The sequence below is a fragment of the Mariniflexile gromovii genome (genome assembly GCF_017814435.1).
Classification (GTDB): Bacteria; Bacteroidota; Bacteroidia; order Flavobacteriales; family Flavobacteriaceae; genus Mariniflexile; species Mariniflexile gromovii.
The window spans coordinates 53,559-77,531 of sequence record NZ_JAGJCB010000011.1 but is presented as its reverse complement, the minus strand read 5'-3'; the positions used below and the strand labels follow the sequence as shown (position 1 = coordinate 77,531).

General features: G+C 32.4%; 27 protein-coding genes. 9 read left to right on the top strand and 18 right to left on the bottom strand.

All coding sequences use genetic code 11. The features are described from left to right. Nucleotides 1-3: 3 nt before the first annotated feature. The 6 genes from J8H85_RS12070 to nusB all read right to left on the bottom strand — a co-directional run bounded on the left by J8H85_RS12070 (nucleotide 4) and on the right by nusB (nucleotide 3,541). A complete protein-coding gene (locus J8H85_RS12070; protein ID WP_209655459.1) occupies nucleotides 4-195 on the bottom strand; it encodes a hypothetical protein in 192 nt (63 codons plus the stop codon). 121 nt (nucleotides 196-316) lie between these two features. Beyond that, entirely contained in the window at nucleotides 317-757 is a 441-nt protein-coding gene (locus tag J8H85_RS12065; protein ID WP_209655458.1) for a GNAT family N-acetyltransferase, read from the bottom strand. 373 nt (nucleotides 758-1,130) lie between these two features. Next, complete coding sequence (locus J8H85_RS12060; RefSeq protein WP_209655457.1) at nucleotides 1,131-1,547, bottom strand: hypothetical protein; 417 nt, start codon at nucleotides 1,545-1,547, stop codon at nucleotides 1,131-1,133. A gap of 180 nt (nucleotides 1,548-1,727) precedes the next feature. Beyond that, on the bottom strand, nucleotides 1,728-2,009 hold the full coding sequence (yajC, locus tag J8H85_RS12055; RefSeq protein ID WP_209655456.1) for a preprotein translocase subunit YajC: 282 nt from the start codon (nucleotides 2,007-2,009) through the stop codon (nucleotides 1,728-1,730). Nucleotides 2,010-2,058: 49 nt separating this feature from the next. Beyond that, nucleotides 2,059-2,514 (bottom strand): DUF1573 domain-containing protein, encoded by a 456-nt coding sequence (locus tag J8H85_RS12050; RefSeq protein ID WP_209655455.1) that lies wholly within the window; start codon nucleotides 2,512-2,514, stop codon nucleotides 2,059-2,061. 82 nt (nucleotides 2,515-2,596) lie between these two features. Beyond that, nucleotides 2,597-3,541, bottom strand: a complete 945-nt coding sequence (gene nusB, locus J8H85_RS12045) for a transcription antitermination factor NusB (protein WP_245243801.1) — start codon at nucleotides 3,539-3,541, stop codon at nucleotides 2,597-2,599. 212 nt (nucleotides 3,542-3,753) lie between these two features. Here nusB and J8H85_RS12040 point away from each other — a divergent pair, with 212 nt between their 5' ends. After that, the gene (locus J8H85_RS12040; RefSeq protein ID WP_209655454.1) at nucleotides 3,754-5,517 is read left to right on the top strand and encodes an ABC transporter ATP-binding protein; all 1,764 of its coding nucleotides are present in this window, start codon (nucleotides 3,754-3,756) and stop codon (nucleotides 5,515-5,517) included. A 143-nt stretch (nucleotides 5,518-5,660) separates the two neighbouring features. Continuing rightward, nucleotides 5,661-6,035 (top strand): PUR family DNA/RNA-binding protein, encoded by a 375-nt coding sequence (locus J8H85_RS12035; protein WP_209655453.1) that lies wholly within the window; start codon nucleotides 5,661-5,663, stop codon nucleotides 6,033-6,035. 48 nt (nucleotides 6,036-6,083) lie between these two features. Here the strand turns inward: J8H85_RS12035 and J8H85_RS12030 are convergent, their stop codons facing one another. Further along, nucleotides 6,084-6,419 (bottom strand): tRNA-binding protein, encoded by a 336-nt coding sequence (locus J8H85_RS12030; RefSeq protein ID WP_209655452.1) that lies wholly within the window; start codon nucleotides 6,417-6,419, stop codon nucleotides 6,084-6,086. Between the two features lie 47 nt (nucleotides 6,420-6,466). Between J8H85_RS12030 and J8H85_RS12025 the strand changes: the two genes are divergently transcribed. Continuing rightward, nucleotides 6,467-7,024 (top strand): thioredoxin family protein, encoded by a 558-nt coding sequence (locus J8H85_RS12025; protein ID WP_209655451.1) that lies wholly within the window; start codon nucleotides 6,467-6,469, stop codon nucleotides 7,022-7,024. Nucleotides 7,025-7,051: 27 nt separating this feature from the next. Here J8H85_RS12025 and J8H85_RS12020 read toward each other — a convergent pair whose 3' ends face one another. From J8H85_RS12020 to recQ, 5 genes are all read right to left on the bottom strand, one after another. Then, nucleotides 7,052-7,534 (bottom strand): GNAT family N-acetyltransferase, encoded by a 483-nt coding sequence (locus tag J8H85_RS12020; RefSeq protein WP_209655450.1) that lies wholly within the window; start codon nucleotides 7,532-7,534, stop codon nucleotides 7,052-7,054. Nucleotides 7,535-7,540: 6 nt separating this feature from the next. Further along, nucleotides 7,541-8,086, bottom strand: a complete 546-nt coding sequence (locus tag J8H85_RS12015) for a YfiT family bacillithiol transferase (protein WP_209655449.1) — start codon at nucleotides 8,084-8,086, stop codon at nucleotides 7,541-7,543. 21 nt (nucleotides 8,087-8,107) lie between these two features. Then, nucleotides 8,108-8,530: a hypothetical protein gene (locus J8H85_RS12010; RefSeq protein ID WP_209655448.1), complete on the bottom strand. Its 423-nt coding sequence runs from the start codon at nucleotides 8,528-8,530 to the stop codon at nucleotides 8,108-8,110. Between the two features lie 145 nt (nucleotides 8,531-8,675). Continuing rightward, complete coding sequence (locus tag J8H85_RS12005) at nucleotides 8,676-9,608, bottom strand: peptidylprolyl isomerase (protein WP_209655447.1); 933 nt, start codon at nucleotides 9,606-9,608, stop codon at nucleotides 8,676-8,678. Nucleotides 9,609-9,877: 269 nt separating this feature from the next. Next, complete coding sequence (recQ, locus tag J8H85_RS12000; RefSeq protein ID WP_209655446.1) at nucleotides 9,878-12,082, bottom strand: DNA helicase RecQ; 2,205 nt, start codon at nucleotides 12,080-12,082, stop codon at nucleotides 9,878-9,880. 205 nt (nucleotides 12,083-12,287) lie between these two features. Between recQ and J8H85_RS11995 the strand changes: the two genes are divergently transcribed. The 4 genes from J8H85_RS11995 (at nucleotide 12,288) to lptB (ending at nucleotide 15,235) form a co-directional block, all read left to right on the top strand. Further along, complete coding sequence (locus tag J8H85_RS11995) at nucleotides 12,288-13,253, top strand: KpsF/GutQ family sugar-phosphate isomerase (RefSeq protein WP_209655445.1); 966 nt, start codon at nucleotides 12,288-12,290, stop codon at nucleotides 13,251-13,253. Next, on the top strand, nucleotides 13,253-14,086 hold the full coding sequence (tatC, locus tag J8H85_RS11990; RefSeq protein WP_209655444.1) for a twin-arginine translocase subunit TatC: 834 nt from the start codon (nucleotides 13,253-13,255) through the stop codon (nucleotides 14,084-14,086). Before J8H85_RS11995 ends, tatC begins: the two co-directional genes overlap by 1 nt. Continuing rightward, on the top strand, nucleotides 14,076-14,420 hold the full coding sequence (locus tag J8H85_RS11985; RefSeq protein WP_209655443.1) for a carboxymuconolactone decarboxylase family protein: 345 nt from the start codon (nucleotides 14,076-14,078) through the stop codon (nucleotides 14,418-14,420). Before tatC ends, J8H85_RS11985 begins: the two co-directional genes overlap by 11 nt. Before the next feature lie 74 nt (nucleotides 14,421-14,494). Further along, nucleotides 14,495-15,235 (top strand): LPS export ABC transporter ATP-binding protein, encoded by a 741-nt coding sequence (gene lptB, locus J8H85_RS11980; protein WP_209655442.1) that lies wholly within the window; start codon nucleotides 14,495-14,497, stop codon nucleotides 15,233-15,235. Nucleotides 15,236-15,476: 241 nt separating this feature from the next. Here the strand turns inward: lptB and J8H85_RS11975 are convergent, their stop codons facing one another. From J8H85_RS11975 to J8H85_RS11965, 3 genes are all read right to left on the bottom strand, one after another. After that, a complete protein-coding gene (locus tag J8H85_RS11975; protein WP_209655441.1) occupies nucleotides 15,477-15,788 on the bottom strand; it encodes a GIY-YIG nuclease family protein in 312 nt (103 codons plus the stop codon). Nucleotides 15,789-15,989: 201 nt separating this feature from the next. Next, nucleotides 15,990-16,865: a DUF808 domain-containing protein gene (locus tag J8H85_RS11970; protein ID WP_209655440.1), complete on the bottom strand. Its 876-nt coding sequence runs from the start codon at nucleotides 16,863-16,865 to the stop codon at nucleotides 15,990-15,992. A 15-nt stretch (nucleotides 16,866-16,880) separates the two neighbouring features. After that, the gene (locus tag J8H85_RS11965) at nucleotides 16,881-17,639 is read right to left on the bottom strand and encodes a CDP-alcohol phosphatidyltransferase family protein (protein WP_209655439.1); all 759 of its coding nucleotides are present in this window, start codon (nucleotides 17,637-17,639) and stop codon (nucleotides 16,881-16,883) included. 209 nt (nucleotides 17,640-17,848) lie between these two features. On the opposite strand from J8H85_RS11965, the gene J8H85_RS11960 reads away from it, so the two are divergent. Both J8H85_RS11960 and J8H85_RS11955 read left to right on the top strand, forming a co-directional pair. Next, nucleotides 17,849-18,922 (top strand): putative type IX sorting system protein PorV2, encoded by a 1,074-nt coding sequence (locus J8H85_RS11960; protein WP_449566795.1) that lies wholly within the window; start codon nucleotides 17,849-17,851, stop codon nucleotides 18,920-18,922. Between the two features lie 11 nt (nucleotides 18,923-18,933). Beyond that, a complete protein-coding gene (locus J8H85_RS11955; RefSeq protein ID WP_209655437.1) occupies nucleotides 18,934-20,109 on the top strand; it encodes a lipoprotein N-acyltransferase Lnb domain-containing protein in 1,176 nt (391 codons plus the stop codon). A 31-nt stretch (nucleotides 20,110-20,140) separates the two neighbouring features. On the opposite strand, the gene J8H85_RS11950 is transcribed toward J8H85_RS11955, so the two are convergent. Genes J8H85_RS11950 through J8H85_RS11940 form a run of 3 tightly spaced genes read right to left on the bottom strand, consistent with a single transcriptional unit; the run spans nucleotide 20,141 to nucleotide 23,972 of the window. Continuing rightward, on the bottom strand, nucleotides 20,141-21,532 hold the full coding sequence (locus J8H85_RS11950; RefSeq protein ID WP_209655436.1) for an exopolysaccharide biosynthesis polyprenyl glycosylphosphotransferase: 1,392 nt from the start codon (nucleotides 21,530-21,532) through the stop codon (nucleotides 20,141-20,143). A gap of 56 nt (nucleotides 21,533-21,588) precedes the next feature. After that, nucleotides 21,589-22,599 carry a glycosyltransferase family 4 protein gene (locus J8H85_RS11945; protein ID WP_209655435.1) on the bottom strand — a complete coding sequence of 337 codons (1,011 nt, stop codon included), beginning with the start codon at nucleotides 22,597-22,599 and terminating at the stop codon, nucleotides 21,589-21,591. Beyond that, a complete protein-coding gene (locus J8H85_RS11940; protein WP_209655434.1) occupies nucleotides 22,596-23,972 on the bottom strand; it encodes an O-antigen ligase family protein in 1,377 nt (458 codons plus the stop codon). Before J8H85_RS11940 ends, J8H85_RS11945 begins: the two co-directional genes overlap by 4 nt. Nucleotide 23,973 lies beyond the last annotated feature (1 nt).

Below are 23,973 nucleotides of genomic sequence, written 5' to 3'. Positions count from 1 at the left end.
TGATTAAATAAAAAGCATACAATCATTACAGTCTTTTACTTCGCCATAATAGGTTTCCCTATATTTATGAAGCGTTTTAACGGGCATCCCTAGCAGATACTTTTTAATGTAAGTAACCTTAGTGGTTAATTCGCCCATTTTTAAACTGTGACGCTTTTCGTAAATTGTTTCTCTTTTTATATATAAAATTTTCATGTGTTTATGTTTATTGTTTTTTAACGGACACATGCTGTTCGCAAATTATCATACTCATAGGTGATAATGCTCTTAACATGCTCGTTTCATGTTGTTTATTTCTAATTTATTATACGATTGATTAATTTCTAACCAACCTCATTTCTATGTTTCTTGGTTTAAAGCCCTGTTTTTCAAATAATTTAATAGCAGGATTATGTTTGTTTATATGCGTTGAAATATCGCCATCGCAATATTTTATAGTATGTTCAATTAACATTTTAGCAATACCCTTTTCTCTAAATGAGGTTTTTACGGCAATGTAAACCAATAAGTTTTCTGGTATATATTCATTCATTCCCGTTTTATTCACTACGGCTGCCCCAACAATATCGTTATTGCGCTCTACAACAAACACATAGCCTCCTAATCCTGGTATTTCTTTTGCAGCATACAATAAGGATTTCCTGATGGCACTTTTAGTGTCTCTAGCTTCATCTGAATATTCAAATAAAAAATTGGTAATGCGATTTATGTCAATAATTGATAGCCTTGTAAAGGCATCAAAGGTTTTTATAGTCATTAATTATGTTGTTTTAATCACATTTAAACCTATAATAAATGCGACTAATTATGGAGATTGGTACTTATACATTTAAGTACTTAATTAAAAAAAAGGATGATAAATAAAACTTACTATTTAAAATGGAGCCTCTTAATTTGAGGTGCTTGGAGGGATAAATTTATCAGATTGCGTTCTGAAAACTAAAAAGTTAAAGTTGAATATTCTACAGTTTTGCCTTTCATGATGTCCTTTAATCATGGTGCAAATCTACGAAAATTGAGTGCCAATAGCAAATATCCTACGTTAATAAACTATTAATTGCAATTTGCCTAAGATAATATGTAACAAATAAATGGATTTAATATGAAGCGAAAAAAGAGGTTTTAACTTATTAAGCAGCACTTAAATTTGATACCCTTTTTGCAGCCTCAAGAATACTTTTTTGAGTTAATAATTTAAGATCGTTAAAATCTTTAAATTCATTGAATCTTTCTCTATCAATTTTATTATCACTTAAATAGATTTCGAATTTTGTAATAAATTCTAAGGCTTTCAATCTTTTGCTTAATTCAGCATTTTCTATATCTAAATCATTTAAACGACTTGTGTCCATAGTTTGGTTCTCTGTATTTTGAGAACCCAACAACTGCTGTGGAGAAACTACATTATCTGTTCTATTTATTACGTCCATCTTTTCATTTGTATTGAAATTACTATAAATTTTAATAAAAAAAGCTTTTTGTTGATAGATGTATAACATTACAATGTTAACGGCTAAAACTACTGAAGAGATTAAAAGTAAATTCATGGTTGAGAGGTTTTAGGTTAATAAACAATTCAACCATTAGACAACTAAATATTTACTTACCCTACCTAAATTTTATTTTTTTTTTTTAAAATTAAAATAAATACACTTAAACCACTTGGTTTTTAACCAAAAAAAAAGCTTCCTAATGGAAGCTCTTTTAAATAAATAATATTGTATGTTTTAATCCTGTGAGTTTGCTTTCGTGCTTAGCTCCATAGAAATTGCTGAACGCTCAAACTTAACTTTTCCAGACATGGTTTCTATTATACATGTTTGGTCTTTATCATTAAGTTCTAAAATTTTACCGTGCAAACCGCTTTTGGTAATAACCCTATCGCCTTTTTTTAATTCAGAATTAAACTTTTTCTCTTTTTTGGCGCGTTTCATTTGTGGTGCAATCATAAAGAAATACACAACCACAAACATTAGTATAAACGGTAAAAATTGACCGATTCCTTCCATTGTTTTTTGTTATTTGTTAGTTAATTAGTGCTGAACTTGCAGCTGTTTTTTATTGTATACTTGGTTCTATGACGTTAGCGATAATTTTTACAACTTCAGATCCTTTTTCTGTATTTGCCGATACCGTAATAGTTTTTGTAATTTTATTAGGCCCACTAGCATTGTACTCCACTGTAAATTTCCCTGTTTTACCAGGAGCTAAAGGTTCTCTGCTCCAATCTTGTGGTACCGTACAACCGCAAGAACTTTTAATATCTGTAATTACTAAAGGTGCATTTCCTGTATTTTTGTATATAAACTCCGTTTCAACAGGCACTCCTTTTGTTATGTCGCCAAAATCATGTTCGGTTTCATTGAATGTAAGTACCGGTAATTTAGAAGCATTTGCATCTCTTTCTGCCGCAGCAGTTATATTTGCTTCATTAATTTTTTTTGTGGCATCATCTTTACAAGATGTAAAAGCAACCAAAGCAAGTGTTACTAATCCTAATATTGTTTTTTTCATTATTAAGCTATTTTTTGTTCAAGCAGTAAAAATAGTAATTATTTAAGCTATTTAAAATTTTTAATAGCTTCTTAACACTATTTTACATCAATCCGCGGCCTACTTTTTTTAAGGTTCCTGCTTCTTCATATTCTTTCACCAATTTATCTAAAATCCCATTGATGAAAATGCTACTTTTTGGGGTTGAATATTCTTTGGCTATTTCTAAATATTCATTAATAGTAACTTTTACGGGAATGGATGGAAAGTTTTTCAATTCACTAATGGCCAATTGAAGCAATACATAATCAACATTGGCAATACGGTCTGAATCCCAGTTTTGTGTTTTCTCCTCTATTTCTTTATTTAATATGCTTCTGTTTAAAAGGGTTTTTCTAAATAAATCGATAGCATACTGCTTATCATCTAAATCTTTATAAAGTTTTGGGGTAAAATAACCTTCAGCTGATGTGCTTTTTGCCTTTCGAAGTAGTTTTAAAATGGTAGTGTTTACAGTTGGCAAATCGTCTAACCAGGTTAAGTTTTTATCTTCCAAATAATCGTAAAGTTTATCGTTTGGTGCAATAATATCTTTGAAAACATCTACAATAAAATCTTTATCTTCTTTAAAATCTGACACTTTTGTTGTCATGTAATCTTTATACAAATCGCTAGCCGTAATTGCTTTAAAAATTACATCTACATATTCGCTATCAAGGTTCCAATTGGTAATGTTATTTATTTCCAATTGATTTTTTAATTGATAGTTATCAGATATTAGGGCAAGTAATTGATTATTAACAAACTTTCTGTTAGGATCTTTGTCTTCCTTAGTTGCTAAATGCTTTTTTTGTTTCTTTTGCAAATCACTTTCGGCTCTTTTTTGAACTTCAATTAATAACGAAAGCATCAATAAGTACAAGTTGTACATATTATCTATACTAAACAGTAAAAATTTTTGATCTTTACTAAAATCGTCGCTTTCTCCTCCTTTAAAGGCATACATGGTTTGCATTACTTTTACACGGATATGTCTTCTGTTTAGCATAATTACAATGAACTTAAAATAATTTATAATTTTGAGCTGCAAAAATAACACTATTTTGAAAAGTGACTTCATATTTTTGTATTTATTATTCATAACATACTTTATGCTATTTTTAACAATTACTAAACAGCGATTACCTCAATTTATACTTTTAAAACTTTATATTTGCTAACTTATTTATTTCTATTTTTCCATACAGATTTTGCCTTTAAATGAAAGAATTACAGCACTTAAACAAATACTTTTTAAAATATAAAAAACAGCTTTTAATTGGTACTTTAATTACCATTATAGCTAGAATATTTTTGCTGTTTACACCCCGATATGTTCGAGAAATTTTTGTTGTTATTGAAAAATATTTAAAAGGAGGCGTTTCAGAACAGGTTGTAAAGGCAGAATTAACCGAAGTTATCATTTACATAGTTGGTGCCGCATTAATAGCTGCAGGCTTTACATTTTTTATGCGTCAATATATTATTAACGTATCGCGCTATGTGGAGTTTGATTTGAAGAATGAAATTTACGAACAATACCAAAAACTCTCTTTAAATTTTTATAAAAAGAACAGAACCGGCGATTTAATGAACCGTATAAGTGAAGATGTTAGTAATGTGCGCATGTACGCAGGTCCAGCCATTATGTACAGCATCAATACGGTTACGCTGTTTATAATTGCACTTATTTACATGTTTAATGAAGCTCCAAAGTTGGCTTTATACACCGTATTGCCTTTACCTATATTATCTATAGTCATCTATAAATTAAGTAAAGAAATACACCATAGAAGTACCATTGTTCAACAATTTTTATCAAAACTATCTACTTATACACAAGAATCGTTCAGTGGAATTTCTGTGATTAAAGCCTACGGAATTGAACCTCAAATTTCTACAAATTTTGAATCGTTAGCAAGTGAAAGCAAAGAAAAGCAAATCAATCTAGCCAAAGTACAAGCATGGTTTTTCCCAATGATGATTTTACTTATTGGCATGAGTAATCTTCTAGTAATTTACGTTGGTGGTATGCAATATATTAATGGCGAGATTGAAAGTTTAGGAACTATTGCAGAATTTATAATATACGTAAACATGCTTACATGGCCTGTAGCAACAGTAGGATGGGTCACTTCTATAGTACAGCAAGCTGAAGCATCTCAAAAACGTATAAACGAATTTTTAAAATTAGAGCCCGAAATAAAGAACCGTGTAGAAGGACATACCAAAATTACTGGTGATATTGTTTTTAACAACGTAACCTTTACATACGACGATACTAATATTCAAGCATTAAACAACGTAAGTTTCCAAATAAAACAAGGAGAAACCTTAGCCATTTTAGGAAAAACAGGTTCTGGGAAATCAACTATTTTAGATTTAATTGGAAGGCTTTATGATATTGATAAAGGTTCTATTCTAATAAACAACATTCCTATTGAAGTTCATAACTTAACCGATTTAAGAAACAATATTGGTTACGTTCCACAAGATGCCTTTTTGTTTTCTGATACCATAAAAAACAACATTAAATTCGGGAAGGATGATGCTACCGATGATGAAGTGATTGAAGCTGCCAAAAATGCCCAAGTACATAAAAACATTATTCAGTTTAGTCATGGTTACGATACTGTTTTAGGAGAACGGGGTATCACACTTTCTGGTGGACAAAAACAACGTGTATCCATTGCTAGAGCCATTATAAAAACACCAGAAATTTTATTGTTTGATGATTGTTTATCGGCTGTAGATACAGAAACCGAAGAAAAGATATTGAAGAACTTAACGAAAATCACCAAAGGAAAAACATCTATTATTGTTGGTCATCGGGTGTCTTCTGCTAAAAACGCAAATAAAATTATCGTGCTAGATCAAGGTAAAATAGTTCAAGAAGGAACCCATGAAACCCTTATAAACGTAGAAGGCTATTACCAACATCTGTACCTAAAGCAATTAAGCGAAACCGCTTCCAACAAAGATTAATCGCCTTATTTATAAACCAATAGCTTACATTTAATGCAACAAAAAATAATACTTTGAAAAGAAATATCATAAAATGTTGGTTAATATCGGTTTTTTTTAGATTTTTGATATAAATTGATAATTTAATAAATTTCTATACAACTATGAACAACAATGACATGATGGAGAAAGAGGAGATTTTTTCTAAAGTATTAAGAGCAGGACGACGTACATATTTTTTTGATGTTAGATCTACAAAAGCAGACGATTATTACCTAACAATTACTGAAAGTAAAAAGTTTACCAATGATGATGGTTCGTTTCATTACAAAAAACATAAAATTTACATCTATAAAGAAGACTTTAATGAGTTTAAAGATATTCTATCTGAAATGACCGAATATATTATTGATGAAAAAGGTGACGAAGTGATTAGTGAACGTCACCAAAAAGATTTCAAAAAGGATTATGATGATGATTCCCTGGATTCAAAGAAATCAACAGATAGTTTTACAGATATTGAATTTGACGATATTTAATATTGAAAATAGATCATATAAACCGTTACTTTTAGTAGCGGTTTTTTTTTAGCTAACTACGCTACCGTTTTTCACTTTAATTTCAGGATTTAATAAAATCACATCTTTACCATTTACAGCTCCCATAACTAAGCATTCACTCATAAAATTGGCTATTTGCTTCTTCGGAAAGTTAATATTGGCAATTATCTGCTTATTAAGTAAATTTTCTTTTGTATAGAGTGTGGTAATTTGCGCCGACGACTTTTTCAAACCCAAATCACCAAAATCAATAGTTAATTGATAAGCTGGCTTTCTGGCTTCAGGAAAATCGTTTACTTCAATTATTGTCCCTACACGCAGATCTATTCTAGAAAAATCTTCAAAAGTTATTGTCTCATTCATTTTTCAAAAATATAAATAATTACGAACTTTGAATAAAACAAATAATCATGGCCGATACACCTTCAAACATGTTGCCCTTGGGCACAACAGCTCCTTATTTTGAATTAATAGATACCACCAGCGATACACTTGTTAATTTAGAAATGGTTAAAGGAGAAAATGGCACTGTGGTTATATTTATTTGCAACCACTGCCCTTTTGTAATTCATGTAAACAAAGAAATAGTTGCAATTTCAAAAAGCTTTTCAAAAAAAGGAATTGGTTTTGTGGCTATTTCCAGTAACGATGCGATTAAATTTCCACAAGATGGTCCCGATAACATGAAACTCCATGCAAAAAAGGAGAATTATCCGTTTCCTTATTTATATGATGAAAGCCAAACAATTGCTAAAGCATATGATGCTGCTTGCACTCCCGATTTTTATGTGTTCGATAAAGATCTAAAATTAGCCTACCGTGGGCAATTAGATGATTCCAGACCTGGAAATGGGTTACCCGTTACGGGAAAAGATTTAAGAAATGCCTTAGACTGCTTAATTGAAAACAAAGAAAATACTGCTTTACAAAAACCGAGCATAGGCTGTAGTATAAAATGGAAAAGCTGATGGTTAGACCCATTAGATTGTTAATGTTTAAAAAGTCAATTGCCAAAAACCGACATCGTGCCATTTTTCAAATTTATAACCCACTTCTTTAAAGTGAGCCACTTTTTCAAAACCAAAATTTTCATGAAGCTTTACGCTAGCATCATTTGGCAATGTTAACCCGCCAATAACCACATGGAAATTTTTATTTTTTAATAGAAGCAATAATTCTGAATATAATTTTTTACCAAGTTGTTTACCTAATTGAGAATGTTTTATATATACAGTAAGTTCTACTGTATTTTTGTATGCTGGTTTTGTTCTAAACGTGTTGGCATAAGCGTAACCAACTATTTCGTTATCTACTTCGTAAACAATAAATGGAAACTTCGTTGAAATCTCCTCTATTTTAACTTCAAAATCTCCTTTTGAAAACGGAACTAAATCTAAAGTAACAATAGAATTAATCACATAATAATTATAAATATCTACAAGCTGTTGGGCATCTTCAATAGTTACCGGTCTAATCATTGCTTTCTAAATCCAGTTATTTCGTTTCATTAAATTCTCGATATGTGCGTAATGATGGTTGCTATGCCATGCATAAATGCCTATATTCCTTTTTAGAACCACTTCCGATTGGGTTTCAGGATGAATAAAATATGTATTCAAATCAGCATCCGATAACCCCTTTAGTAAGTAAACAAGTTTAGCATGTATTGCTTTTAAATGAAGTAAAGACATATCGATAGGTGCTATTTTAGAATCAAATAATTCTGCCCATCTATCTTCAAAATAGGCCTTAATAACCGGTTTATCTTCTGTAAGAGTCCATTTAAACCGTGCATAACTATGATGATGACTATCGGATAGATGATGAATAACTTGTCTTATTGTCCAACCATTCGTTCTGTAAGTGGTATCTAATTGTTCATCCGATAAATTTTCAACCAATTTTTCCAACCTAGTTGGAAAATGCTCTAATATGGATATCCAACCTTCAATATGTTGTGGAGAAATATTATTTGGACACTCAAACTGACCAATGGGATATTTTAGTTTTTGTAATTCTTGCTCTGTCATAAAAACAAAGATATAGAATTGTTACATAACTTCGTTAATACCTATTTTAACCCAATTAACAGCAGCTTCAATAGTAGTGAATCGCTTAATTTTACCATTGAAAAATAGATTCTCTATCAAGGAGTTTAAAAAACCAATATTATTCTCAGAAACTATATAATAGCCTTTCAAATTATAACTATGCTTAAAAAATTTCAACCAATCGGATGCTACTACCGAATATGAATTAATTCTATGAGAGATATAAACTAAATTTATGCCGTTTGTATCTAAATAATAGGCAACATCTTCTGTGATTGTTTTTCCGTGGTCATCCCAATTAAAATTGACTCCTCTATTGATCTCCGATACAACAAAATTTTCAAAAATAAATACGTTACCAAAAGAATAATTCAATTCCTTAATAACGCTGTTATATAAATAGGTTTCTTTTATACTTACCACAAAATAAAAGTATATGTATATGATTTGAGTACAAAATATAATCGACTAACACTTATTTTACATAGCTATAAAGGAAATTAACGAACTAAAAAAAGGCATCTAAAATTAGATGCCTTTTTTATGTTGAATTTTTATTGATTATGATTTACTTAACATTCATCAATTCTACATCAAAAATTAAGGTAGCATCTGGGGGAATAACACCTCCTGCACCTCTGCTTCCATAACCTAAATGGCTAGGAATTACAAAACGTGCTTTGTCTCCAACTTTTAACAATTGAATCCCTTCATCCCAACCAGAAATAACTTGACCAACACCTACTGGAAAATCGATAGGTTGGTTACGTTTGTATGAAGAATCGAAAACAGTTCCATCGGCCAATTGTCCTTTGTAATGCACCGATACATTTTTACCTTTTTCAGCTTTTGCCCCGTTACCCTCTTGAATAATTTGGTAACGTAAACCACTTTCAGTCTTTTTAAAACCTGTAGCTAATTTATCCAATTCGGCTTCGGCAGCTTTTTTAGCTTCTTCTATTCTTTTGGCTCTAGAACCTTCAAAGGTTCTAAAAGCTTCAACCGCATTATAAGCTTCGGCTTCAGTACCAACTCTTACAATTTCTAAAGTTTCAATTTTATCACCTTGCGCAATAGCATCAACCACATTTTGTCCTTCAACTACTTTACCAAACACGGTATGGTTGTTGTCTAACCAAGGTGTTTCAACATGGGTTATAAAAAACTGACTTCCGTTAGTTCCAGGGCCTGCATTAGCCATAGATAAAATACCTGGTGCATCGTGCTTTAAATCTGGATGGAATTCATCATCAAATTTATAACCTGGATCTCCAGAACCTGAACCTTGTGGACAGCCTCCTTGAATCATGAAATCTGGAATTACTCTATGAAATTTTAATCCGTTATAGTAAGGAGTTCCTTGAGGTTTTACTTTGTTTTCTAAGTTTCCTTCGGCTAAAGCTACGAAGTTACCAACTGTTCCTGGTGTTTTTTTGAATTCTAAAGCAACTAATATTTCACCTTTAGTTGTGTTGAATTTTGCGTATAATCCGTCTTGCATGGTTCTAATTTTATTTAAAGATGCAAAGATAGGAATGATTTACGAATTACAATTTACGAATTATGATTTTTTAGGAGTTGCCAGTTACTAAGTGACAAAGCTTCAAAGTTACAGAGTTACAGAGTTACAAAGCTCCAAAGTTTTATGTAAATACATTTAAACTTTGGAGCTTTAAATACTTTTATGCTTTTGCGACTTTGAAACTCTACTTCTTTGAAGCTTTGATGCTCTGCTTCTTTGAATCTTTGAATCTTTGAATCTTTGAAACTCTAATTAGCTACTTCACTTATAAATTTTATTCTGTACAAACGAAGTTCTTCATCTTCATAATCGCCATCAAACTCTTTTATAGCGGTTTCTATGCTGTCGGTTTTAGACTCCATAAAGTAATCATGGATTTCTTCTTGCTGGTCTTCATCCAAAATTTCGTCTATCCAATAGTTTATGTTTAATTTGGTACCAGAATATACAATAGCTTCCATTTCTTTAATAAACTCTTCCATGGTCATGCCTTTTGAAGAAGCTATATCATCCAATGGCAGTTTTCTATCAATATTCTGAATGATGTAAAGCTTGTTTGCAGAATTAGTCCCAGTAGATTTTACAACCAAATCGTCTGGACGAATAATATCATGTTCTTCAACATACTGCGCTATAAGCTCTACGAAGTCTTTACCGTATTTTTTTGCTTTACCATCACCAACGCCATGAACATTGGCAAGTTCTGCAATGGTAATTGGGTATTTCAACGCCATATCTTCAAGCGATGGATCTTGAAAAATAACAAATGGCGGTACACCTAACTTTTTGGCATTCTTTTTACGTAAATCTTTAAGCAAGTCCATTAACAGTTCATCTGCAACAGCACCTTCACTTTTGGCGGCTGTTACAATACTACCGTCTTCTTGTTCGCCATCAAAAATATGGTCTTCGGTCATCATGAATGATGTTGGATTTTTTATAAAATCCCTACCAGCATCAACCAATTTGATAACGCCATAAGTCTCAATGTCTTTCTTAAGAAAACCAGCCACCAAAACTTGCCTTAGTAAGGCCATCCAATATTTTTTGTCTTTGTCTTTACCTTTGCCGAAGAATGCTTGCTCGTTGGTTTTATGCGAATTAATTAAAGCATTTTCTTTACCGGTAATAACGTTTACTAAATCTTTAGACTTATATTTTTCGTTGGTTTTTTCAATAGTTTCAAGAAGTAATTTTACATCGTCTTGGGCTTCGTGCTTCTTTTTAGGATGCCTTACGTTATCATCCATATCGCCACCTTCACCCGTTTCATTATCAAACTCTTCACCAAAATAGTGTAAAATGAATTTTCTACGGGAAATAGATGTTTCTGCAAATGCCACAACTTCTTGCAATAAAGCTTGCCCAATTTCTTGTTCGGCAACAGGTTTTCCTGACATGAATTTTTCTAACTTTTCAATGTCTTTATAGGCATAATACGCTAAACAATGGCCCTCGCCACCATCACGTCCTGCCCTGCCTGTTTCTTGATAATAACTTTCAATACTTTTTGGAATATCGTGATGGATTACAAAACGCACATCGGGTTTATCGATGCCCATACCAAAAGCAATGGTAGCTACCACCACATCTACGTCTTCCATAAGGAATTGGTCTTGGTAATTAGACCTAGATTTGGCGTCTAACCCGGCATGGTATGGCACTGCTTTAATACCATTTACTTGTAAAACCTGTGCCAATTCTTCAACACGCTTTCTGCTTAAACAATAAACAATACCAGATTTACCACTGTTTTGTTTTATAAATCGGATGATATCCGCATCAACATTTTTGGTTTTAGGACGTACTTCATAATACAAATTGGGTCTGTTAAACGAGGCTTTAAATGTTTTTGCTCCTGCAATTCCTAAGTTTTTAATGATATCTTCCTGTACTTTAGGTGTTGCCGTAGCCGTTAAGCCTATAATAGGAATGTTATCTCCTATACGACCAATAATATGCTTTAAGTTCCTGTATTCGGGTCTAAAATCGTGTCCCCATTCGCTAATACAATGCGCTTCATCAATGGCCATAAACGACACTTTTACCGAACGTAAAAATTCTACGTTTTCTTCTTTGGTAAGCGATTCGGGTGCTACATATAGTAATTTGGTAACTCCGTTTACAATATCTTCCTTTACACGCTTTACTTCTGTTTTATTCAATGAAGAATTTAAAACATGTGCAATACCTTCTTCATTTGAAACGCCTCTAATGGCATCCACTTGGTTTTTCATTAAAGCAATTAAAGGCGATACCACAATAGCGGTTCCTTCTTGCATGAGCGCAGGCAATTGATAACAAAGCGATTTACCGCCTCCTGTTGGCATAATCACAAATGTGTTATTGCCGGACAATAAACTTTCTATAACACCTTCTTGAAGCCCCTTGAACTTACCAAACCCAAAATATTTTTTTAGTGCAGACTGTAAGTCACTTTTTGCTATTAACATGAATAATACTAATATTTATTTAATCATTAAAAAATATAAAAAACACTCAAATATCAATTGATTATTTTTAAAGTGTATTGAGAGAACCCTCTTGATTTTTTCGTTAGTTTTGTAACGAAAATCGAAATTACAACAAAAATCAATTTCGATTTATATTTAAAGATAACAATTTCTTTAAAAGCATCAACTAAAAATTTAATAAATTTTGAATAGTAAAAGTTCAATTATCAATATTGCAAAGCAAACCATTGAAACCGAAAGTAAAGCCATTTTAAACCTATCTAGTTTAGTAAATGATGATTTTGCCGATGCTGTATCCCTAATTTATAACTCTAAAGGGCGTGTTATTATTACTGGTATTGGTAAAAGTGCTATTATTGCCAGTAAAATAGTAGCCACATTAAATTCTACGGGAACCCCCTCTATTTTTATGCATGCTGCCGATGCTATTCATGGTGATTTGGGTTTAATTCTGGAAGATGATATTGTTGTTTGTTTATCGAAAAGTGGCAATACTCCTGAAATAAAAGTGCTTATCCCTCTTATTAAAAGAGCAAAAAATAAAATAATTGCCATTACGGGCAACAATGCGTCATTTTTAGGCCAACATGCCGATTATATTTTAAATGCCTTTGTTGAAAAAGAAGCTTGCCCTAACAATCTTGCACCAACCACCAGTACAACGGCACAATTGGTTATTGGTGATGCCCTAGCAATTTGTTTGTTGAATTTACGTGGATTTTCCAGTTCCGACTTTGCCAAATATCATCCTGGAGGTGCTTTAGGCAAAAAACTGTATTTACGTGTTCATGATATTTCTTCTGTTAACGAAAAACCAAAAGTAAATGTTTCAACAAGTATTAAAGACGTTATTATAGAAATAACTGAAAAGATGTTAGGTGTTGCTGCCGTTGTTGAAAACAATAAAATTATTGGAATTATTACTGATGGTGATTTACGTAGAATGTTAACGAAAGTTGACGATTTCTCTAAACTTACCGCTAAAGATATCATGGGCGCCAACCCAAAACGCATACAAGCGGAAGCTATGGCTATTGATGCGTTAGAACTTATGGAAACACATGGTATTTCTCAGTTATTGGTTGAAGAAAACGGTAATTATGCAGGCGTTGTTCACTTACACGATTTAATTAAAGAAGGCATTATATAATGGCGAGAAAGAAGAAAAACATTAATGAGATGTCTTTTTTAGACCATCTTGAAGATTTACGTTGGCATTTAATTAAAATAACATTAGCCATTGTTATTGTTGGTACATTGGCATTTATTTTCAGCCGATTTATTTTTGATGATATCATTTTTGCACCGCTAGACATGGGTTTCCCAACCTATAAGTGGTTATGCGATATGGCAACATATATGAGTTTAGATACCAGTTTCTGTAACGATAAAATACCTCTTATTTTACAAAACAGAACGATGGCTGGACAGTTTTCAGCCGATATTTGGACCGCAATTTTAGCAGGATTTATCATTTCATTCCCTTATGTAATTTATCAATTGTGGAAATTTATCAGTCCTGGTTTACATGAAAACGAACGTAAACACTCCCGTGGTTTTATATTCATTTCATCCTTATTGTTCTTTATGGGCGCTTTATTTGGTTACTATATTATATGTCCGCTATCAATTAACTTTTTAGCCAATTATAGCATCTCATCGCGTGTAGACAATCAAATAGATATTAGCTCGTTTATTGGGTTGGTGCGTTCATCGGTATTGGCCTCAGGGATCATTTTCGAATTGCCAATCATCATTTATTTTTTAACTAAAATTGGTTTAGTAACGCCTGAGTTCTTAAGAAAATATCGTAAATACGCTTTAATACTTGTATTGGTTGTATCTGCCATTATAACCCCTCCAGATATTGCAAGCCAAGTAATTGTAGCCATTCCTATTTTAATTTTATATGAGGTAAGCATTCTTATTGCTAAAATTGTAGTTCGTAACCAAAATAGAAAACAGAAAAAACATGTCAAATAGCGTCACAGAATTTAATGAGTATCGTGCTAAAATGAATGATAAAATTTTAGCTGATAATAACAAAGTCATAAAGCGTATTTTTAATTTAGATACGAACGCTTACGCGGAAGGTGCTTTAGATGTTAAAACGAAAGAACTTTTAGGTTTGGTGGCTTCGGCCGTATTACGTTGTGATGATTGCGTAAAATACCATTTAGAAACCAGCCATAAATTAGGCTTATCAAAAGACGAAGTAGTTGAAGCATTAAGCATTGCCACATTGGTGGGCGGTACTATTGTTATTCCGCATTTACGTCGTGCCTACGAGTTTTGGGATGCTTTAGAACAGCGTTAAACAAAATATAATTTAAAACATCTGCCACCATAGTGTATATGATTTTACTATTTTTGGCGTTCAGTATATAGCATATGATTTTAAGAGCTCAAAATTTAATGAAGTCCTATAGCGGACGAAAAGTGGTAAAGGATGTGTCTTTACAAGTTGAACAAGGCGAAATTGTTGGACTTTTAGGACCTAATGGTGCTGGTAAAACCACGTCTTTCTACATGACGGTAGGCTTAATTAAACCTAATAGCGGTCATATTTTTTTAGATAACACCGAAATTACACAATACCCCATGTACAAACGCGCACAAAATGGTATTGGCTATTTGGCTCAAGAAGCTTCAGTTTTTAGAAAATTGAGTATTGAAGATAATATTTTAAGCGTTTTACAACTTACCAAGCTAAGTAAAAAAGAGCAACATTTTAAAATGGAATCGCTTATTGAGGAATTCGGCTTGGGACATATTCGCAAAAGTAGAGGCGATTTATTATCTGGTGGTGAACGTAGACGTACCGAAATTGCACGTGCTTTGGCAACGGACCCAAGTTTTATTTTATTGGATGAACCTTTTGCTGGGGTTGACCCTGTTGCTGTTGAGGATATTCAGCGTATTGTGGCACAACTTACCAAAAAAAATATTGGTATTTTAATTACAGACCACAACGTACAGGAAACACTTGCCATTACCGATAGAACTTATTTAATGTTTGAAGGTAGCATTCTTAAAGCCGGAGAACCTGAAGAATTGGCTAATGACGAAATGGTACGTAAAGTGTATTTAGGTCAGAATTTTGAGTTGCGTAAGAAGAAAATTAGGGACTAGGCACTAAGTGCCATTGGAGTGATTATACGCTTTGTTTGTCATTACTGCGAAAGCATAAGTATATGTTTCTGATATTCTATCATCACATTTATTGAAACAATCTGCATAGCACTATACGTTTTGTCATTCCTGCGAAAGCGTAGATTTATATTTCTGACTGATTTTCAATCATCAAATTTATTGAAACAATCTTCATAGTACTACACATCTTCTTTGTCATTCCTGCGAAGGCAGGAATCCACTACTCTATTAGAAAAGTCCAATCCTTAGACAAATCTTTCCAATTTGGATTATCCTTTTCTATCAAGTCAATTTTCCATTGTCGTTTCCATTTCTTCATATTCTTTTCTATTTTAATGGCATCATTCACGTATTGATAGGTTTCAAAATAAACTAATTTATATAATCCATATTGTTTGGTAAAGCCTTCTATTAGTTTATTTTTATGTTCAAACATTCTGCGTTCTAAATTGTTTGTAACACCAATATAAATTGTACCATTTGTTTTATTGGTAATAATGTAAAGGTAGTATTGATGAATCGTTTTATACATATGTGCGTTTATCTAGTGGATTCCTGCCTTCGCAGGAATGACAAAACCGAAGACCGATTTTTAAAATAATAAGGTTATTTCAATTTAAAAGTTTTAATCTAAACACCTTTAATGTGGATTCCTGCTTTCGCAGGAATGACAACTCCAAAGCTTATTCTTCTACTAAACTAAACATAAATCATTCACAGCAAGAACCAATAGTTAGTTCTTAAAAACCTTAATAAGCTTCTTAACCGCTAAAACAACTAGAAATGCTGCAAATCCAACTAACAATCCAACAATAAAATCTTTTATAAAGCTTGGAATTGCTTCTATGAAATGATGAAGAAATTCAATATTATGGGTAAATATGCCACCAGCAACTAAAATAAGCGCTATAGTTCCTACAATTGATAAACCTTTAATAACCAAGGGCAATGCTTTAACTAAAAGGTTCCCAATATTGGCTAAAAAAACTTTACCGTTGTCACTTTTTTTGATGAGTCTGAAACCTAAATCGTCCATTCTTACAATAAGCGCCACAATACCATAAACACCAACCGTTGCAATAATAGCAACTATAGAAACCACCAATATTTGGGTAATAAGCGTTTGATCAACAACCGAACCAAGTGCTATAATTACAATTTCAACCGATAAAATAAAATCGGTAACAACAGCCGATTTTATCTTCTTTTTTTCAACCAATAAAACATCTTCCTCTGATGGATTAACCGCTTCAATTTTTGTTACTTCATGGTTGTGAGGCACAAAATATTCTATTATTTTCTCAACACCTTCATACGCTAAATAAACCCCACCTAACACCAAAATAACGGTTACTGCCCAAGGCAAAAAGTAACTGAGCAAAAAAGCTATAGGTAAAATAATAAGCTTATTCAAAAAAGAACCTTTAGTAATGGCCCACAAAACAGGCAATTCTCTTGACGATACAAAACCAGTGGCTTTTTCGGCATTCACTGCTAAATCGTCTCCTAAAATACCTGCTGTTTTTTTAGTTGTAATTTTACTCATTACTACAACATCGTCCATAAGTGCAGCAATATCATCTAATAGGGCAAAAAATCCTGAAGCCATTGAAAAAAGTGTAAGTTATTTTAATTTGGAAGCAACATTATCTAAAACAGACATGCCGATATAAAGTAATATAATAATTGGTATTGCCGCAAATTGAAGTACAATTAAAAGGATAATACAAAGCATGATAAAAATATAGCGGGTAGCGTTGGCTTTGAAACCCCAATCTTTAAACTTTAATGCGAATAGTTTGATATTTGAATTTAACAAATAACAACTTAATGCCGTAAGCACTATTAAAAACCATTTGTTTACAATAATTGAATTTATCAAATCGCTATTTTGAAATTCTAAAATTAAAGGCAATGAAACAATCAACAAGGTATTTGCAGGTGTTGGTAAGCCTTTAAAGTAAGTTTGTTGGTCTTCATCTATATTAAATTTTGCTAAACGGTATGCCGAAGCTAATGTGATGCCCAACCCTAAAAATGGCAATGGTAATACTTTAAAAGAAGTCCAGTACATTGTTGTGCTCCATTCAGATGAAGCTGTAAATGCTTCATTTGAACCTAAAGTTAACGCCAGTAACTTATACATAATAATTCCAGGTACCACGCCACTGGTAACCATATCTGCCAACGAATCTAATTGTACACCCAATTCACTTTGAACATTCAATTTTCTGGCGGCAAAGCCGTCAAAAAAATCAAAAAACACACCCAAAAACACAAAAAGTGCCGCTCCCACAAAGTTGTTGTTTACTGCCAAAATAACGGCAATACTTCCGCAGAAAAGATTTAAAAGTGTTAAGGCATTTGGTATATATTGTTTCATCTGTTGTATTTGTTTGTTTTTTTTTAATTGTCAGATGCAATTCGCAAATCTACATTGGTAATTGCCTACCAACTTTTGGTCATGCGCATTTCATGGGTTGTTTTTTAATGTTGTAAAAATAGTAAACAATTTTCGTCTAAAGCAATATCTATTATAATTTCAAGTTTATAGGTTTGTAAATTATGTGCATCTTTGTAAAAAAATTGCGATTGAGAACTTACATTACTGCATTGCTATGTGTAATAACCGCATCCGTATTCAGTCAAACCGTTCGGAAATACTCCAACGAGTTTATGAATATAGGTGTGGATGCCGCTGCTTTGGGTATGAGTAGTGCTGTAACCGCAAATACCTCTGATGTGAATTCAGGCTATTGGAATCCTGCCGGCTTATTGAAACTGGAAGATAACCAATTGGCGTTAATGCACTCCAGTTACTTTGCAAATATTGCCAATTATGATTATATCGCATTTGCAAAACCGTTGGACAAGAGCAGTGTTATAGGTGTTTCTTTAATTCGATTTGCAGTAGATGACATTCTAAACACCACCCAACTTATTGATGAACAAGGAAATATAAACTATGATAGAATTAGTCTATTTTCCACTGCCGATTATGGACTTACCATTTCCTATGCACGGGAGCTTCCCGTTAGAGGGCTTAATTACGGGGTGAATGCTAAAATAATCCGTCGTGTTATAGGCGATTTTGCTTCGTCGTGGGGTTTTGGTTTTGATGCTGGTATTCAGTTTGAAACCAATAACAATTGGAAGTTTGGTGTGATGGCACGCGATGTTACCACCACTTTTAATGCATGGGCTATTAATGAGGAAGAATTTAAAAAAGTACAAGATGCTGTTGAAGGTCAGAACCAAGAACTGCCCGAAACTACCGAAATAACCATTCCTAAACTACAAATTGGTATATCTAAGTTATTCGATTTTCATTATGATTATTCACTTTTAGCTGCTGCCAATTTGAATGTGCGGTTTGAAGAAAACAACGATATTTTCTCTTCATCTTTTGCAAGTATCAATCCTGCACTTGGTTTTGAATTTGGCTATATTGATATGGTTTATTTACGTGCCGGTGTTGGGAACTTTCAAAATGAACTGCAAATTGATAATATTACTGAGAAATTAACTTTTCAACCAAGTTTTGGTGTAGGTTTTAAATACAACGGTATTCAAATAGATTATGCGTTTACCGATATTGGCGACCAAAGTGTGGCTTTATATTCTAACGTATTTTCTTTAAAAGTTGATTTTAGCTTCTTTAGGTAACCTGAATTTTTATGCAAAAAAAACTCCTCTTTTTATTACTTTTTTTAATTGTTCAAATAACAACCGCACAACAAAACATACTTTCTGAACAGGCTGAAATTAGTGTTTTAACCATAGGCCCGGGCGCTTCGTTAAATGATGCATTTGGGCATAGTGCCTTTCGAATAAAAGACCCTATAAAAGGTACAGATTTGGTGTTTAATTATGGAGTTTACGATTTTAATACGCCTAATTTTTATTTGAAATTTGCTCAAGGAAAACTCAATTATTTAATTGGGGTGAATTATTTTGAAGATTTTTTTGAAGCTTACATATCTCAAAACAGAAGCATTAAAGAGCAGGTTTTAAATTTATCTGCTTCTGAAAAACAGACATTGTTCAATTATTTATTAAACAATTATAAGCCAGAAAATCGGGCTTATTTATATGAGTTTTTCTATGATAATTGTGCTACCAAATTAAAAGATGTTGCTAACATTTCTTTAAAAAACAATATTGATTTCAACAAACCAAAAGACTTTAAAGACCAGACCTTTAGAACCTTAATTCAAAATAATTTGAACAAAAATTCTTGGGGAAGTTTTGGAATAGATATCGCATTGGGCTCAGTTATTGATAGAAAAGCACGTACCGAAGACCACATGTTTCTACCCGAAAACATTTATAAATTCTTTGAAGTTGCCACCATAAAGAACAGCAACAAACCTTTAGTTAAAGAAAGCAACGTGCTATTTAAAAAAATGGATGAACCTGCTCCTACTCAGTTTTTAACAAGTCCTCTATTTGTATTTGGCGTTTTAGGCTTCATCATTCTCTTTATTACTTATAACGATTATAAAAAGCAAAAACAATCCGTTTGGCTGGACTTTTCTTTATTCACTATTACGGGACTTATTGGCATCCTTATTTTGTTACTTTGGTTTGCAACAGACCATACAGGCACACACCAAAACTATAATTTACTTTGGGCATTTGCATTGAATATTTTAGTAATTGGACAATTATTTAAACAAAAAACAAGCAGTTGGTTTGTTAAGTATTTGAAACTTTTAGTAATTCTTTTGTGCTTACTAACCCTTCATTGGTTTATGGGCGTACAAGTATTTGCTATTGGATTGATTCCTTTTTTAATAGCGCTGTTTATTAGGTATATCTATTTGATAAAGTATTTTGGCAATAGGCAATAGGCAATAGGCAATAGGCAATAGGCAAATCTAGCTACTGTCCTCTAAAGAAAATGATGGTGCTAAGGGTTTTAATAAGAATATTGACATCCAATAAAAAACTACGGTGTTTTATATAGTACAAATCATATTGCAGTTTTAGCAAACTATCATCAACTGATGCCCCATATTTTGTTTTTACTTGTGCCCAACCTGTTAGTCCTGGTTTTATTATATGCCGTGTTTCATAAAAAGGAAGTAATTGCGATAATTGTCTAACAAAATGTGGGCGTTCTGGTCTGGGGCCAATTAAACTCATATCGCCTTTTAGAATATTTAAAAACTGTGGAACTTCATCTAAACGGGTGTTTCTTAAAAATTTTCCAAATGGTGTTATTCTAATATCGTTCTTTTTTGCCCAAACAGCACCAGAAGCTTCAGCATTTTTAACCATGGTTCTAAACTTTATAATTTTAAATAGATTACCATTTTTCCCAATGCGTTCTTGAGAATAAAAAGTGGCACCACGATTTCCTATAAGGTTTCCTAATAAAATTACTGGTAATAATACTAGCCCTATTAAAATTCCTAAAATAGAGATATTGATATCGAACAAGCGTTGAAAAAACAAATACAGCCTATTATGGTTGCTTCTACTGAACGGAAAATACCTGTAAAAATCTTTCCCTACAAACTGAACAGGAACACGTTGCATCATATCTTCATAAACTTGGGTATATTCCTTTATAGGAAAACCACCTTCTAAAAGTGTGATAAGATCTCTATAAATTTCGGCGGTTATCGATTCTGAATTATAACTTGCAATAACAATTTCTGATATTTTTTCATCTTTAATCACTTGATAAATTTGCTTAGGACTGTATTCAACAATACCTTTAAATTTAATGCCATCGTTTTTTCTCTTTTCACAATTTATAAAGCCTACAATTTTATAATTTGGGTCGGAGGTTTTAAATGTATCAATTACGGTTTGAATATTTGAAGTTTCACCAACAATAAGCACATTTTTATAAAACCGAGGCGAAATTATAAAGGTTAAGTACGCAATGCGCCATAAAAATAAAGCGAGAAGCATTGCAAAGTAAAAATAGATAATCTGTAACCTATTATCTGGTAATAACGGTGTAAAAAAGGGTGTTAAAAAATAGAATAGAACAGTAATGGAAACCGTAAAAACGATGGTGGGGGCTATTTTTTCAATTTTACTTGATTTTTGTAAATCGTAAAGTTCAAAAATGGTTCCGAATATAGAAATGTATAGAATTAGTACAAACGCCCAACCCCAATTTTCTTTGGTAATGGTGAAATAATCAAAATCAAACGTATTACTAACAAAGTATAAAACAACAAAAATTGAGACGATATCGATAATTCGCAATAGAATTTTTCTTTCTGAAATTTCGAAATGAATTCCTTTTTTGTCCATGTACAATTTGTAATTTGAGAGTTGCTAAAGATAGTAAGTAATTACCTAAACCACTACTATTTCAACACTCTAATCCATAAATTTTTAACAATGTCCCAATTGTAGTTTTCTACTTTTTTTCTAGCGTTTAATATCATTTGATTCGTTATTTCAGGGCTTGACCTTATCTTTTTAATGGCTGCAATAAATTCTTTCGCACTTTTCGGGTTAACCAAAATACCTTCGTTATTATTCTCAATTAAAAAAGGCATTCCTCCAACATTTGTAGAAATAACGGGCAGTCCCAATGCCATAGCCTCTACCACACTTACGGGCATATTATCAAAATTTGTGGTGTTAATAAATACGTTGAAATTCTTAGAAAGTGATATCCATTCAGGTTTTGATAATTTTCCTGTAAAAGTTACTTCAAGGTTCATCTTTTTGGCGTAGTCTTTTGTTTTATGTAATGAACCATCATTATCTGGTCCTATCATACAAAGTGATGCTTCAAAGCCTTCATCTAAAAGCGATTTTAAAATTTCAACAGCTAAAAACGGATTATATATTTCTGAAAATGACCGAACCCAAAGCAATTTAATGCTTTCAAATGTTCTGTCCTTAAAAGGATAGTTTTGAAGATTAATAGCATTAGGAATATGAACTAAATTGAAATAACCATACTTTTCAAATTCAGATTGAAGATACAAAGATGGCGCTACATTCACATAAGCATTTTTAAATACAGCCTTAGATAGTTTAGGGTTTAATTTTAACCGGTTGGGTAAATTGCCCCCATGTAAAATAGGGATGTATTTTAATTTCAGAAGCCTGCATAACTGACTGCACAAATATGCATAATAAAAATTTGATGTACTGTATGTATCAATTAAAACATAATCTACTTTTTTTGCATGTTTTATAATAGCAAAAAGCATATCAAAAAGACGAAACACCTTGTTTTTTTTATCAGAAAAAGAAAAAACAACATACCCTTCTAAGCTTAAATTTTTGCTTAAAGTTTCAATAGTAGTTTGGGTTTTACCTTTTTTAGATAACTTGTTTCCTATGTAAAGTAAGCTTTTCATGTTGGCATTTGTTTTGAAACAGCTTTATTACGCTTGATGCTTTTAGTTTTACTGGTTTCGTAGGTTATATTTAACAAACAGAGTCCGTAAAGAAAAGCGGGGGCAGCAATGCGCATGGAAGAGTGATTGATAGTTAGGAACCAAAAGAAATAACATGAATAAAAAAACATATTCGTCCGGTTTTTTAACCTCCAAATTAAAGGTGTAAATAACAAAATAAACAACGCTATTAAACCAAGCAAGCCGTGTTCTGATAATATTCTGCTCATTTCGTTGTGTGATGCTGCCAACAATCCTTCTTTTTGTTCTCTTAGCTCTTTAATTTTACCAACTCCAACACCTACTATCGGATTGTTTAAAAATTCATCCAATTCAAAAGAAATTAAATCGCTTCTACCTGTAGTTACATCTTCCTTCTCTCTTCCTAAAGCATCTTGGTTTGCGTAACGTTTATCTATAAAGCCTCCTGTTTGTAATGACGAATATAACCATATTGAAAAGGCAACACCAACAAATAATACCAACATTCTGCTAATTCTTAATTTATGAAAAACATTCACCTTTTTAAAATAGAAAAAAACAAAAGCAGCAATCATAATTAACGCAGTAATGACACCACCACGGCTAAAGGTAATGATAGCTCTGTAGCTTATTAAAAAGAAAAGTATAACATGGATGATTTTATAAATTCTTGAAGGTGATTGAGAAAAAAAACGAACACTAAAAATAAACATACCCAACCCTAAAACGGTTGCCACTTGGTTTGGGCCAAAACCACCAGAAGCCTCAAAATTAGACCCTGTACCTGTAATGGTATCTCTAACACTGGGATTAAATAAAAACAAATAAGTAGTGGTTGCTATTAATGGTAATGCCATACTAAAAAATATTCTATGGATGTTATTATAGCTCACTTTAAGCTTGTAACAGAACACAGAGACGATACCCAAGCAAATAGGCCCGCTTAGATTAAAAGTAATGGCAGTTCGCAATGTGGTACTTTCACTAACATTAAACGCTGCAACGAAAATACCGGGAATGAGCAGCAGTATATAGGTTATGTACACTAAAGATTGGTTTTGTTGCCTCACAGTGAAAAGCCCTATTAAACAAAAAAATATGACTAAATATTTTGATGCTTCGTATAAAAAGCTTCCACCCGTCATCCTTATAAACACCTCTGCCCCTACCACATAAGCACAGGCCATTAATATTTTTACGGCGCGAATGGATGGTTTTGTTTTGAATATTTGGTTGGTATAATAAAATAAAATACCTAAAAAATAAAGCTTAGATAAGGCTGGTAACGCATAAATAGCAACTCCTATTAAGACGTGTAACCCGATGACTTTTATGTAATTACTATACTTCAAA